The 15,368-nt window shown below is 46.1% G+C and carries 6 protein-coding genes and 1 pseudogene; 4 read left to right on the top strand and 3 right to left on the bottom strand.

Annotation, left to right across the window (positions count from 1 at the left end):
- Positions 1-97: 97 nt before the first annotated feature.
- The 3 genes and pseudogenes from ltrA to lpxD all read left to right on the top strand — a co-directional run bounded on the left by ltrA (position 98) and on the right by lpxD (position 4,539).
- Positions 98-1,955, top strand: a pseudogene (ltrA, locus tag RH949_RS00995) (group II intron reverse transcriptase/maturase).
- A 225-nt stretch (positions 1,956-2,180) separates the two neighbouring features.
- Positions 2,181-3,341 (top strand): RRXRR domain-containing protein, encoded by a 1,161-nt coding sequence (locus RH949_RS00990; RefSeq protein WP_446351653.1) that lies wholly within the window; start codon positions 2,181-2,183, stop codon positions 3,339-3,341.
- A gap of 157 nt (positions 3,342-3,498) precedes the next feature.
- Positions 3,499-4,539 (top strand): UDP-3-O-(3-hydroxymyristoyl)glucosamine N-acyltransferase, encoded by a 1,041-nt coding sequence (gene lpxD, locus RH949_RS00985; RefSeq protein WP_446351652.1) that lies wholly within the window; start codon positions 3,499-3,501, stop codon positions 4,537-4,539.
- 81 nt (positions 4,540-4,620) lie between these two features.
- On the opposite strand, the gene RH949_RS00980 is transcribed toward lpxD, so the two are convergent.
- On the bottom strand, positions 4,621-11,655 hold the full coding sequence (locus RH949_RS00980) for a CHAT domain-containing protein (RefSeq protein ID WP_446351651.1): 7,035 nt from the start codon (positions 11,653-11,655) through the stop codon (positions 4,621-4,623).
- A gap of 421 nt (positions 11,656-12,076) precedes the next feature.
- Here RH949_RS00980 and RH949_RS00975 point away from each other — a divergent pair, with 421 nt between their 5' ends.
- On the top strand, positions 12,077-12,628 hold the full coding sequence (locus RH949_RS00975; RefSeq protein ID WP_198016405.1) for a phage tail protein: 552 nt from the start codon (positions 12,077-12,079) through the stop codon (positions 12,626-12,628).
- A 122-nt stretch (positions 12,629-12,750) separates the two neighbouring features.
- Here the strand turns inward: RH949_RS00975 and RH949_RS00970 are convergent, their stop codons facing one another.
- Together RH949_RS00970 and obgE are read right to left on the bottom strand one after the other, a co-directional pair.
- On the bottom strand, positions 12,751-13,500 hold the full coding sequence (locus RH949_RS00970; RefSeq protein WP_446351650.1) for a PEP-CTERM sorting domain-containing protein: 750 nt from the start codon (positions 13,498-13,500) through the stop codon (positions 12,751-12,753).
- A 791-nt stretch (positions 13,501-14,291) separates the two neighbouring features.
- A complete protein-coding gene (gene obgE / locus RH949_RS00965; protein ID WP_006099625.1) occupies positions 14,292-15,317 on the bottom strand; it encodes a GTPase ObgE in 1,026 nt (341 codons plus the stop codon).
- Positions 15,318-15,368: the final 51 nt, after the last annotated feature.

The raw sequence follows: 15,368 nt of genomic DNA, 5'->3' as shown, positions 1-15,368 counted from the left end.
AAGGATTGAGTCAGAAGCGAACGTCCTGTTGTAATGACAGGGATATGCTAACGGACTCACGATGATTTGGAATGTATAGGCTCAATTAGCAGTGTATATGACTAAAACGAGTTTAAAGACTACGGTGGAATGGAACCAAATCCCCTGGCGCAAGTTAGAGCGGAGAACGTTCAAGCTGCAAAAGCGCATATACAAAGCCTCTAGTCGTGGAGATGTCAAAACCGTCCGCAGACTCCAAAAAACCTTGATCAGGTCTTGGTCAGCAAAGTGTTTGGCTGTCCGTCGAGTAACACAGGATAACCAGGGCAAGAAAACGGCTGGTGTAGACGGAATTAAATTACTATCGCCCGTCCAAAGGCTAGCACTGGTGAAAAACCTAAAGCTATCCCAAAAGGGTAAACCAACAAGAAGGGTATGGATTCCCAAACCTGGAACAGAAGAAAAACGCCCTCTAGGGATTCCAACGATGGCAGACCGTGCCTTACAAGCATTGGTAAAACTTGCACTTGAACCAGAATGGGAAGCTCGATTTGAGCCAAATTCGTTCGGGTTTAGACCAGGGCGCTCATGTCATGATGCGATAGGAGCAATATTTCATTCATTATCGCTGAAAGCCAAATATGTGCTAGATGCTGATATATCTAAATGCTTCGACCGCATTAACCACAGAGCTTTGCTGGAAAAACTCAATACATTCCCCACCATTCGCCGACAAGTTCGAGCATGGTTAGAAGCGGGAGTGATGGACAATGGCGAACTCTTTCCAAACCAGGAAGGTACACCACAAGGCGGGGTCATCTCCCCCTTGTTGGCTAACATCGCACTTCACGGCATGGAAAACCGAATTAAACAAGCGTTCCCATATAAAGATACAACGCTCCAAGGTAAAAGGGTTAAAAAACCTTCACCTGAACTAATTCGATATGCTGACGACTTCGTAATACTCCACGAAGACCTTAACGTTGTTCAAAGATGCCAGCAAATTATTTCCGAATGGTTAAGTGACATGGGTTTGGAATTAAAACCAAGCAAAACTCGATTAGCTCACACTCTTTACAAGTACGAGCAAGAGAAACCTGGATTTGATTTTCTAGGTTACAATATACGCCAGTTCCCGGTTGGCAAGTATCAATCGGGTAAGAACAGCAACGGAAACTTGCTAGGTTTTAAAACCCTTATCAAACCAAGCAAAAAGAAGGTAAAACTTCACTCTGAGAAACTAAGTAAGATAATTGACTCCCATAAATCAGCGCCTCAACAGGCGTTAATCAGCCGCCTTAGTTCGGTTATCAGAGGATGGGCGAATTACTACTCAACGGTAGTGAGTAAAGATGTCTTTAAAAAACTAGACAATCTCATCTACCAAAAACTCAGAGCTTGGGCAATCTATCGTCATCCCAACAAAGACCGACATTGGATATCCAATAAATATTGGTTGATAAACCAAGGATTAGGATGGGTCTTTGCCTCTAGAAAAACAGGTAACAACATCCCTATGCGCCTCCTAATGCACTCAGAAACACCTATTGTTAGACACGTAAAAGTGCAGGGGAATCGCAGCCCGTTTGACGGGGATTGGGTCTATTGGAGTACAAGAATGGGTAAACACCCTGAAGCAGATAAGAGAGTGGCAACGCTCCTACGAAAGCAAAAGGGTAAATGCTCCCACTGCGGTCTATATTTCAAAGATGGAGATTTGCTGGAGATAGACCACAAAATCCCCAAGTCGCAAGGCGGAAAGGATACACACAACAATAACCAGCTACTTCATCGGCATTGCCACGACAATAAAACAGTACAAGATATGGCTGTTGGCACAAAAGAGTTAGATGGAAATTGGCTAGATGCCAACCCCTTCTAACCGCCTAACCCCCAGTGTGGGAAGAGGTATGCATGACAAGCACCAAGTCATTGAGGAGCCGGATGAAGAGAAATCTTCACGTCCGGTTTTGTAGGCGAGGCAGGGAGGCGACTCCCTGACCTTAGCCAGCGGATTGGCAGAGATAACCTGTCAGGAAGTCATGAATAAGGGCATGAGTTGGTAGGGGACAACCACTTCCGAACGCTTCTCTAGTTCGGCTTAAATGTAGGTCTAGGAATCTCTAGACACCCTCTAGTTCCAGGACACACCCTTACCAATGCCTTAAGAGACGCAAACATCACACGAGTGGATTATATCTATGAATCGTGTTCCAGTAGTTAGCAAAGAAGGTAAGCCACTGATGCCTACTAAGCCCTCCAGGTCTAGACGGTGGGTCAAAGAAGGCAAGGCGGTGGGAAGATGGTCGGACTTGGGCGTTTACTATGTTCAACTCACCGAACCACCATCGGCTGAGGAAGTACAACCAATCGCGGTAGGAGTCGATCCGGGTAAGTCTTATTCCGGTATTGGCGTCCAGTCGGCTAAATGTACCCTGCTACAACTACATCTGATCCTCCCATTTGGGCGGGTGAAAAAACGAATGGAAACCCGCGCCATGTTGCGACGGTCTCGCCGGGGACGTCGGATTAACCGGAATGTCCCATTCAAGCAGCGTAACCATCGACAATGCAGGTTCGATAACCGCAAACAATGCAAGCTGCCCCCATCCATTAAAGCCTCACGGCAATTGGAGTTAAGGGCAGTTAAAGAATTGGCGACCATCTTCCCGGTGGCAGCAATTGGTTATGAGCGGGTTAAAGCCGACATAGATCAGACCAAGCGCAAACGCGCTAAGTCTGGGAAAGGTTTCTCCCCAGTGATGACAGGTCAGAATTGGGCAATATCCCAAATGGAGAAAATCGCCCCCGTCTATGTCCGGCACGGTTGGCAAAAGGATGGAAACGGCACATCTCAACTCCGAACTCAGCTAGGTTTAGAGAAGGATAAGGTTAACAAGTCCATAGCCAAACCGGAAACCCATGCGGTTGATGGAGTGACTCTGGCTTGTGGATATTTCATCAAGTATGTCCCATTCGCTGGTTCTAGTTCCCACGGTTATACCCATAAGGGCAGCGTTGCTGTAACTTCTTCCCCATTTAAAGTTATTACTCGTCCTGGTGTCGTGAAGCGGGGAAAAGAGTATGGCTTTTTCCGTCGTCAACTGCATTTTGAAGTTCCAGGCAAGTCTGGAGTCAGGAAGCGCAAGGGCGGAACGATTACCCCGTTTGGTCTGAGGATTGGTGATTTGGTTAGAGCAGAGAAAGCTGGGAAGTCGTACATTGGCTACGTCAGCGGATTTACCGATACCAAAAAGGCTCAGAAGGTTTCTGTTTGCGGCTACACATGGAAACGTATCGGGCAATTTACTCCTAGTAAAGTCGAGTTAATCAGGAGAAGTAACGGTTTATGCGTAGCTTAAAAAAATTGGATGCCTTCATTCTTCCGGCATCCCGCTATCCCTCCTCGCCCTACGAGAGTTGAGGGCGAGGACTCTCGCGAATACGTTGAATCCTTTGCGAAAAACGTCCATGGCTTCACAATGAACCATGAACGATCAACTATGAACCCTGACGAAGATGAAATTTAGTGAACTGGTACAAAACCTTAATATAAACACCGATCGCACGAGTCTATTAGGTCATCCAGAGTGTGATCCAGAGGTTCAGGGAATCGCCCCCATTGACCAAGCCACCCGCAGTACGATCAGCTATATTGAGGGGGCTAAGTTTGCCGCTAGGCTGAAAACCACTGAGGCGAGGGTGTTAATTTTACCCCCGGATCACGGGTTACAACGACAAGCCACAGAACGCGGTATTGCTTGGATTGGCGCATCGGAACCCCGACTATTATTTGCCCGCGCGATCGCGCTTTTCTATCAACCCTGGAAACCTGCACCGGAAATTCATGCTAGCGCTGTGATTCACCCAGAGGCGCAGGTAGGGGAGGGGGTTTATATTGGGGCGCATGTAGTAATTCAGGCGAGGGTGAGGATTGGTAATGGGGTTTGTATTCATCCGAATGTGGTGATTTATCCCGATGTGCAAATTGGCGATCGCACAATTTTACACGCTAACTGTACCATTCATGAACGTAGCCAAATTGGGGCGGATTGTGTGATCCATAGCGGTGCGGTAATTGGGGCGGAAGGGTTTGGTTTTGTCCCCACTAAAGAGGGGTGGTTCAAGATGGAACAATCGGGATATACGGTTTTAGAAGATGGGGTGGAAATCGGCTGTAATACGACGATTGACCGTCCGGCGGTGGGAGAAACTCGGATTGGTGGTAATACTAAAATCGATAACTTAGTCCAAATTGGTCATGGGTGTCAAGTGGGAGGTGCTTGTGCGATCGCGGCGCAAGTTGGCTTGGCTGGGGGTGTGAATGTGGGGAATCGAGTAATCCTCGCTGGGCAAGTCGGGATTGCCAATCAAGCTAAGATTGGAGACGGCGCGATCGCCTCGGCAAAATCGGGGATTCATAATAATGTCGAAGCTGGGGCGATTGTCTCGGGTATTCCCGCTGTTCCCCATAAATTATTTTTGAAAGTATCCGCGATTTATCATCGGTTACCCCAAATGTATCAGACGTTAAAGGAATTAAAGAAAAACCCAGAGTGATAAGTAGTCAGACAAAAGAAAACGGCAGTGTATTAAGTTTTGCCAATCGCCCTCAAACCCTTACTGTTCCCTGTTCCCTGATTACCAAGGATTACCAATTAGGGTAAAGGAACTCCAAAAATAAGGATGGCTGTAGTTTTGGTTAATCGACGCCGGAAAATCAGGGGGTAAGGGAATACTACTCTTAGTGGTAATTAAGCGATCGCCTTCTCGTTGCACTTCACCTCTAAGCATTGCCAGTTGTGCCTTTCGCAAGGCTTCAGCTTTAGTAGAACTTTGTTTAAGGTTCTCATAAAATGTGGTCATTAGTCCCAGTGTCCCCTCATCGCTAACATACCAGAGACTGCCTAGGGCTGACTTGACTCCAGCTTGTACCGCTAACCCCGTAAATCCTAACTCGGCTTCCTCATCTCCTAACGCCGTGCGACAAGCACTTAAAACCAACAGTTCCACCGTCGGTTTATGCCAATCTAACTGCCACATCTGATCCAGGTTGAGTTTATTATTGTCCCACAACTGAATGTAAGAGTTGGCAGGTTTTCCCGGTTGAAATTCAGCATGGGTGGCTAAATGCACAATACCATACGCCACTTTTCGGCGGGCTTGCTTGAGATTATTTAAGGTAAACTCTTCATTCAGAAAGGATTCACCTTGCCACACTTGATCAGCAATCACCTGTAACTCAATGGGAACACCAGGTAAAGATGCCTTATCCCGAAATTTTGAAGCCCCCATTGCCAACACCGAATCATCTCTGACATCTTGATAACGAGTATCGGTGAGACTGAGGCTAGGCATTAAGCCGACACTATAGTTCTCAATGATAAACTGATCCCCATCATACAAGGCGGCAATGGGTATGGAACGCAACCCCGTATCCATAACGAATGCCAAATGCTTGATGTCTTGCGCGGCTAAATCGGCGGCGATGGGTTTAATTAACCATTGATGCATCTGGTAAGCGGGTGGCAGATAGTTCTGGTCATCGATTACATTGGTTACCGTGCGGCGAAATTGATCTGCCATTTCCAGGACTTCCGCTCTGGTTACATTAACCGATCGCCGAATCGGTTGTCCATCGGCAGAGATGAGAATTAATTCCAGGCGATCGCTCGGTTGCGGGGTTAGCGATCGTAATAAACTGGTATTATTGGGCGCAACATCTGCACCTTCCGGCACAGAAGTAATCGTTTGCGGGGCAAATACGACATAAATCACCGCCGACTTCACCCCTGTCGCCGCTTCATTATCGCGTAAGATTTCTCGCGCTTGTTCTAAGGTAATCCCCGCCCGTTTCGCCCTGCCAAAATATTCCTCATAATCGCGACTGAATAAGTTATCAATCTCCATCACCCCAGATTCGTCTTTTTCAATCGGGGATTGACTTTGATTTGAATCGGCGGTGGTTAAATCAACCGGGTTAACTGGGATATCACGGGTATCATCAACGCTAATAATCTGAATATTACCTTCAGTGTGGGTAAAAGGAAAGGATTGGAAAGGGGCGATGGTAAACTCACCACTGCTAATGACAGCAGCTGTGCCGTTAATTGTGGCATCTCCCACATCAAAGGGGATAATTCCGCCTCCCCCATGACGAATCGTGATATCGCCGCCACCATTTCCACCTGCCGTAGAAATGCTGGTTTCCCTACCATTGTGGGAAAAACTACCCGTTGCCCGAAATACGCGATCGCTCTCTATCTCAACATTGCCGCCTCTGCCATTACTTCCCCCCTGGGCGTTAATTGAACTTACCTGAATATAGTCCTGGGGATCAAGCGTAACATTACCGCCATCACCGATATTGCCACTGGAATTGATTTCTCCAGCATCAATACTTACCTCAGCCTCGACCACAATATCACCACCCGTCGCCGCCGAAGAATTGAGGTTACCACTATTCACTGTATCCTGATGGCTAGTGAGACGAATATCACCGCCAGCCGTCGTAATATTAGTCGTAGTTAGATTATTTTCAGTTGTCAGTTCAACCGCACCTCCAGAGGTTTGCACATCTTGCAAATTAATTGTGTCAATTCCTGTCGTATTCTTCAGACTAGCCGCCCTAATCAAATCATTCGCCGTGAAGTTATTGGCATTAAAAATAGTCAGATTCCCCAGTGGGTTAGTTTCACCAACACTATCTGTAAACGCGATATTCCCCATTCCCGCCGCCGCTAGGTTTAGATTAGCCAAACTACCGTTACCGTTGAGCCTATTATTAAACCGGATATCACCGCCATTTGTTCTCAGGAATGTATCGCCAGTTAGGATGGTTGGAGCATTAAATTCAATCGTACCATTCGCTGTTGTCACCTCACCCGCTAAATTCAGCGAATTAGCACCATTGAGTTGAAAATTGTCCGTGAGATTAATCCGGGCTGTTGTCGGGATATCCAGATTATTACTGAGAATTGTTAGATTGCCAATTGGGGTTGTACTCCCTATTGTTTCGGGTAATTGAATCGCACCCGTTTCCGCGCTTAGGTTTAGGCTTTCCGTTCCATTACTACCATTAATTGGATTGAGAAAACGGATATCACCCGCACTCGTATTCAGAGTACTATCGCCCGTCAGCGTAACCGCACCATTTAAATCAATCGTGCCAGTTGTTGTGGTAATAGTCCCAGCTAAATTCACTGGATTTGTGCCATTTTGCTCAAATCCTCCCGTCAAGTTAATCGTAGTGGCAAGATTTAAACCCCCATTAATCGTCAGGTTATTCAGTGGGGTACTCTTGCCAACGAGATTGTCAAAAGTAATCCTATTCGTGCCAGCAGACAGTTCGAGGTTATGATTACCGTCAAGCGTGTTGTTAAACAGAATAGTACCTGCACCACTTGTATTGAAGACAGTATCGCCAGTTAGGGTAATTGGTGCATTTAATTCTAGATTGCCATTCGTCGTAATTTGACCTGCTAACTCCACCGCTTCGGTGATATTTAATTCTAATCCGCCCTGAATGTTAAGTGCTATTGTCTCCGGGAGAGTCAGGGTACGACTAGAGATAGTGAGATTGTCAATTGATTCAAAATTCGCGGTTTTCTCGATAATTACCCCGCCACTTAACCCCTTATGTTCAATCGCCAGATGATTGGCATTGATATTACCGTCTAGAGTAATATCACCGCTCTGATCATTGGTTAAACCATCACCTGTATTCAGGGTAATATTAATATCTCCCTCACCTGTATCCAGTGTTATTCCATCTGCCAATACGATGTCAGCCTTACCGCTATCTCGCTGGGCATCAACCACTCCATTTGCCAGAGTTTCGTTAGCAATTATATTTAAATCACCATTATCTGTAAAAATATCAGCATTAATCATAATGCTGCGTCCGGCTTGAAACGTGAGATTGCCCCCATTGCCGCTAGGATTATTGATAATCAGGGGATTATCGGAAGTAATAGTAATATCATTATTGGCTTGCAGCACAACGGCTGTACCCGTATTTAGAGTACGTTGTAAAAAAGAGGGAGAGAACGTTACCGAAGCACCGGCGACATTAGCAAATGTTAGATCTGTGGGAACGCCGACGGTTACTCTACCATTACCTTCGTTAGCAAATTGTACCCAAAACGTCTGATTAACTGGGTCATTAACAACTGTACCCAAACCAGCATTCAACTGACGACCAATAATACTATTTTTATCGCTGATACTATTCGTTCCATCCCAAGTTTGTCCAGTAATTCCATCTACCCAAGTCGCTGCCCCAATATCTGTTCCTTGATTATCCCAGTTGGGACTACTAACCAAATAATTGCTATTATTTAATTCAATAATGCCACCACTACCCACTTGGTCATTTGCCAAGTTTCCCACTAAACTGTTGAGTTCGCTTACCTGATCAATAATCTCAGTTGTGCCATCGCCCCAAGTAACGGCGCCTCGATTATTGTTCCACTCTGGGCTACTAATCACATAATTCCCATTATTTAGTGCTGTAACACCGCCACTACCTATCCGATCAAAGGAGGCTGGAGTCCCAACCAAACTGTTAGTCTCACTCACCACTACACCAGTAATACCCCTTGTGCCATTACCCCAAGTGACGGCACCCTGATTATTATTCCAGTCGGGGCTGCTGACGACGTAATTGCCATTAGCAAGCGCAATAACACCTTCAATCCTCGGAGAAGGAACAAAGCCCATCGGGGGGACACCATTACCAACTTGATCACCTACTGTACTACCGACTAAACTATTGATCGCACGAACCTGCTCATTACCCGTTTGCAGAGTACCATCCCGCCAAGTCACCGCTCCTCTGTTATCGTTCCAGTTCGGACTGCTAATCACATAATTCCCGTTAGTCAGGGCGGTAACACCACCACTACCGATGCGATCTTGGGCAAGGCTACCAACTATACTGTTATCTAGTCTTACTGAACCCGTGGTCAAACCGTTAGCATCAACCCAGGTAACGGCTCCCACATCTTGAACTGTCCCATTGTCCCACAGGGGGCTACTGACCACATAATTACCATTAGTCAGCGCAGTCACACCAGCACCACCAACCTGATCATCAGTCTGAGTACCAATCAAACTGTTATTCGCACTTATAACTCCTGTCGTCCCTGTCACACCATCACCCCAGGTGATGGCTCCTTCATTTGTATTTGGACTTGTTGGATCATCAGATCTAGTTGTATTGGGATCATCCCAAAAGGGACTGTTGACGACATAATTTCCGTTTTCCAGGGCAGTTACACCGTCAAAACCATTTTCGACCAATCCGACAAGATTATCTTCGCTACCAATTAAGCTGTTGCTCCCATCCACTTGTCCTTTTGTCGTCCCAGTCGTGCCATCACCCCAAGTTATGGCACCCTGACTGTCGCCCCAAAACGGGGAGTTGACTACATAATTGCCATTATTTTTGAGAGCCGTAACACCACGACTACCAACTCTGTCTCGAAGCTGAGTGCCAACTAAACTGTTAGTCGCATTCACCTCTCCAATAGTCTGAGTTGTGCCATCACCCCACGTCACCGCCCCTACATCTATAACCCCTGTAACGTCATTGTCCCACCTTGGACTAACGACCACGAAATTTCCATTACTTAAGGCTGTAACACCACCACTCCCCACTTGGTCATCCGTCTGAGTGCCAACTAAACTGTTAGTTGCGTTAACCTCTGCCGAAATCCCGATTGTGCCATTACCCCACGTCACCGCCCCAGCATTTGTCGCCCCTGTCACCCGATTATCCCACTGTGGACTCGCGACTACGAAATTCCCATTATTTAAGGCTGTAACACCACCACTCCCTACCTGGTCATTTTCCTGACCCATCAGCATGCGAAGTAATGCGCCAGTTGAACCATCGAAGAGGTAAACCGCACCCGCATTATCCCCACCAAAGTTATCTTCGGGCTTGGTAACGACTACATTCCCCGTACTCAATGGCGCGATCGCATCACCAAACCCCGAACCATTGCCCAGATTGGGATCAACGAGGTCAAACTGAGGAATGGCTCCTACACTGTCATCAATTATGATATTTTTCGGATCGAGTAACAGTGTCCCAGCTAATCCGTTAACAGCCCCCACATCGACAGTACCCGTTATCGAGAGCGTATTTTTACCCGACACTTCCACAAAACCGCCGTTACCGCTAATTGCACCACCTTGCGCCTGAATCGTACCGGAAAATTGAGTGTGTTGGTCAGACCAAACAATCGCCTGTCCTCCGTTACCAGTGGTCAGGGCGTTGGCGTTTAAACGACTGCTATGATTGACGATTGTAGTTTGGGCATTAATGGCATCTAACGTCTGTCCCTGAAAATCACCACCGACTAAAATCTCTCCACCGCCACTGTTACCACTAACATCAATATCAGTCGCCAATAACTGAAGCGTCTCAGCAAATAAATGGACGGTACCGCCCACCTCTCCTGTCGCCTCAATGTCACCTGAAGTGGTTAAAACTGTATCAGCATTACCCTTAAATTCAATTACCCCTCCCTGTTGAGAACCATTTGCCCAGGTTGTTGCGCTAGCGGTTTGAATGACTGTGCCTGTAGAATGAACCTGAATTTCCCCACCATTTCCCTGGTTCCCGGTTGCACTCAGTTGTCCTGTGTCCAGGAAATGATCAGTTTGAACCTGAATACTACCCCCATTCGCCCCATCAGCCATCATAAAACCGAGGTTATCCACCCTAGAACCAACGACATGAATTGCACCCCCCTGATTCGTATCGGTGGTTGATACTTGCCCTTCGTTGACAACTTGACCGCTATTACCCGTCAGTAAAACAGGTAAATCGAGGGGATTAATGGGCAATTGCTCCCCAGTGGCGGAGCGAGGGGGTGTAATCTCTAAGGTGAGGGGGCTTCCCGGTTGACTGATTCTGAGCAAATTCTCACCCGGTACAGCCGCGATCGCAACTTGTCCTCCTGGTGCTGTCAGTTGTCCTGTGTTGGTAATACTTCCACCAACTAAGGTTAAAGTCTGACCTTCTCCCACCTCTAAATTGCCGTGATTCGTAATCGCAGCCGATTCAGCCAAGTCAAACGCCAAGCTTGTCGGAGTCCCGATTAAATTTTCATAACTATTCTCACCAAATGCATTAAACCAATTCTCCGAGCCAAAGCCAATCCCCGTCGCCGTGGTTGCGGTAAAGGCAGCCGGAACATTAAGCTGGGCATTAGCACCAAAAATGATCCCCGCCGGATTCATTAAGAAAAGATTAGAGTTTCCCCCAGTTACCTGAATTAGACCATTAATCACAGAGGTATCTCCGCCAACTACCCGTCCCAGAATGTTGCGAATTTGGGGATCGGAGATAAAGTTGGCAATTTGATCGGGGAAGAGTCCAAATTGCTCAAAGCTATGGAAGAGATTTGCGCCATCTCCCGAAAGCGTTCCACCGTGGATATCCAAGCGGTTTCCCTCTGGAGTGACAACGGTGTCAGTACCATCGACGGCTGGGGTAATGGGTTGAGCCTGGGCTGGGGGAACTGAGTCCAGCCAAGCTCTTGCTGATTTCAATCTGTGATGCTTGGACAGCAATCCGGTTTCGGTAAAAATTGGATCGGGTATTATTCCGGTGAGGACAACACCGACAAATAAACATCGAAGGCACAATGAGATAGGTTTCATCGTTAGTTCCCCAATCTCGTAGGACTTACCAAATCCAGCATACTTTATATTCTCCTCGCAAAAATAATCGCTCAAAACTGACCTATCGCTGTTTCCTTCTAGTCTACAGAGATAAGATCTGGCACAATTCAGTTGGATTCAGGAGTCTTACCACCTTACTCTAGCTTGACTATTATTTTGTGAAGAAATAAAAATATCTGTGCCACGCCGATAGCATTAAAGCTTAAGCTTTGTAACAAAACTTTCTTGACGACTTGATAAACTTTGGCTACATTACTATGTCATTAAGCTCTAAAGAAAACGAATGGAGTCCTGAACCCCAAGAATGATTACATCATTTCCCGCCTTTTTGTTAGGGCTACAGGAAGTCGAGGGAAGTTTTAGCACAACGTTACCTTATGGAAAACTTGAGGAATTTATTATGACAACACCCTTGATCGGTCAAATTGCCATGGTTGCTTTTGATTTTGCCCCCGATGGTTGGTATCTTTGCGATGGTACACTACATGACATAATAAGTGACGAAAACGACATTCTGGCTTCAATCTTGGCAGGAAAGTACAATCAGCCTGGTGATCCAACACAAGGTACTTTTCGTGTTCCTGATTTGAGAGGTCGCGTTCCTCTGGGGATAAACCCGATGGCAGGAAATAGTGATAATGATCGCAACTCCTATGGCTTGGGTGATAAAAGTGGATCAGAGCAGGTTGAATTAACTCAAGCGAACTTACCAGAAATTCAAATGAAATTAAAAGCGACGAATGCTGACTCCAACGAAACCAGTCCGAGTGGATCTGCCCTTTTGTCGAAACCGAGAAGTAGCATCTATGCGACTGGAGCTACTAATTTCGTGGAAATGGACTGTATTTCTTCTAGTATCGGTAGTAGTGAGAACAACGCCCACAATAACCTGCAACCCTACTTAGCCATTAACTTTATCATCGCTTACCAAGGAATCGATCCACGCAGCTAGTCGTATGACTCAGCTAAAATAGGGCTTTGTTTGTAGTGAGTACTTTAGTACTCTAATACCTAGCGGAAGAGGGCTGAGGTTCCCTCACTACGAAGCCAATCTATATCAGTATTTCAGATTAGTTAACGCTGAGTTATTTTTTTCGTCAATCTCGAACCAAATCCCACTGTTCCCAGAGCAATAATACCTAGGATTGAAGCAGGTTCGGGAACTTCTGTGTGGGGTTCCTCAAACGCTTCTCCTACCTCAATGTTGTCAATAGCAAAGCTATTAACCTGAAAACCAGGTTCTTCGCTGGGATCATCAGAAACAGGTGCATCTATCCCTTTAAACTCAACGCTACTCAAGTTACTCCACTGCTGGTTAAAGGTTACGGTTTGAAAATCCTCTAGAGGTCCACTCCCATCAGTCACACCATCAAAGGAGATTAGTTTGGTGATTGAACCGCCTCCCGCTAAAAAGCCAGTTACTTCAACCCTTGTGGCTTGATCCTGGGGTACTCCCCATTCTGCCAAGTCCAAACTGAGTAACGAAAATGGAGTTTCGTTAACTTGAGACATGATGACAGGATTGATGAACGGCTCCAATGTGTCGTTGTCTACTAAATTCCGGATTACAAAATAGGTGCTGTCATTGTGTGCCTCAAATACATTATTCGCTAATGCATACTGCGTTTCACCAGGGAGAGTTGGCTCAAATAAAAAATCTTGCGACGTTATCGAGGATAAAACATCTTCATTATTATTAGGTTCAATCGCATTATCTTCAAAATCAATAACAATTGCTTGGGCGGCTGGACTGCTTAATACGGCAATTAACGTAGCCAGAGCTGTCGTTAGTGATAATTTGCCAATGACCTTTGAATGAGTCATGATGAAATGTATGTCCCCAAAAAATTAAACTGAGTTGTGGAGATGCCTAGCCCTTATAAAAATCAAGAAATATTGAATGTGTGGCAAGTCAATAGTTAAGCTGTTTTATTGTCTGAGAGATTATCCAGCTTTAATCTCGAAGTTTCCTTATTGTTTATCATTGCATCTTGCCAAGTAAAACTACAAGCGTTATAGCCATGATTTGCAGAAAAAACATAGTCAAGATGACTTAAATAAAGTTGTGATAAACTTTGCTGCAAGTTTAAAACTGGATTAGGAGTTAGATCGGACATTGTGCCGCAGCCGTTAATCGTCTGCTGGTCGCATCCATTTTTATTTTTCCAAAAACTATGTTTAACTAAGACTTCTTGGACTTTAGCTCTTAGCTAGAGTCTGAAGCCTTGCAACCAAATATTGTCAGAAAAGCTATCAATGTCACGGTCGGCTTTTCTTTTCTTGAAAGAGTATTTATATCATCATGGAATGTAAAGAGGTATAAACGTTGCTCAACAGAGACGAATTAGCAGCACCTTGGATAAGGGTGTAATTTTACCTTCATCCTTTCATCCCCCCATTCCGGAATTCTGGGATTTAATTTTCGTTTTCAGGATAATTACAGCAGATTTGGTGGTTGATGAGGTACAGTCTCTAAGCAAGATCCCCGACTTCTTGGAGAAGTCGGGGATCTGTCTGTGTAACGCTTTTCAAAACAAGGCAGCTTTCCTCCCTTTATTTCCAGGAATTGGAGCGATTTAAACACCGACACCCCACACCCCACACCCTGCCCACTATCAAACCTTGGTAACCGTTTTCACCTCTACATCTTTTAACTGATCCAAAGACTGCCAAACGGTTTGCAATAGCGACTCTAACCCTGTCTGAGTCACGGCTGAAATTTGGAACACGGGTACATGGGTTAAGTGATTGAGTTCAGTCGCCAGCAGTTCTACCGCCTCTGAAGCAATAGCATCTATCTTATTTAATGCCAGAATTTGAGGACGTTCTGACAAACCTCGTCCATACGCCTGTAACTCGGCTTGAATGGTTTGATAATCACCAATGGGATCATCAGCCGTAGCGTCAATCAGGTGCAGTAGTAAGCGCGTGCGTTCGATATGGCGGAGAAAGTCATACCCTAACCCGGTTCCCAGATGCGCCCCTTCAATTAATCCCGGAATATCGGCAAACACTGTACCATCACCTGTAGGTTTGCGAACCACACCTAAATTGGGTACTAAGGTTGTAAACGGATAATCGGCAATTTTGGGGCGTGCCGCAGAAAGGGCAGCAATGAGGGTAGACTTACCCGCATTGGGCAAACCAATAATGCCCACTTCTGCCAATAGTTTCAACTCCAAACGCAAGCGGCGATACTCTCCAGGGAGTCCAGGTAAGGCATAATCAGGAGCGCGATTGCGATTGCTCAAAAAATGCTTGTTCCCTAATCCTCCCTTACCTCCCTTAGCCGCGCAAAAGGTTTGTCCCGGTTGGACTAAATCCCCGATAATTTCCTGGGTATCTGCATCATAGATAACTGTACCGCAGGGAACTTGAATTGTGCGATCGCGCCCATTAGCACCCGTTCGATTATTCGGTCCCCCGCGTCCCCCATTGTCGGCTTGGAAACGATGGGCATATTTGAAATCCAGTAAGGTTTGCAGGTGTTCAGCCGCCACCAAAATCACATCTCCCCCACGTCCCCCATTCCCACCCGCCGGTCCTCCCGCAGGTACATACTTCTCCCGCCGGAAGGCGACAATCCCGTCGCCGCCCTTCCCCGCTTCTACTTCAATTTCCGCTTGATCAATAAATTGCATTATTTGTCATTCGTCTTATGTCAAAGACGTCTTACGTTTAATCTAGTCGGG

The sequence above is a fragment of the Coleofasciculus sp. A1-SPW-01 genome (assembly GCF_040217205.1).
Taxonomy (GTDB): Bacteria; Cyanobacteriota; Cyanobacteriia; order Cyanobacteriales; family Coleofasciculaceae; genus Coleofasciculus; species Coleofasciculus chthonoplastes_A.
The sequence above is the reverse complement of the archived record's forward strand: the minus strand, read 5'-3'. Positions and strand labels throughout refer to the sequence as shown.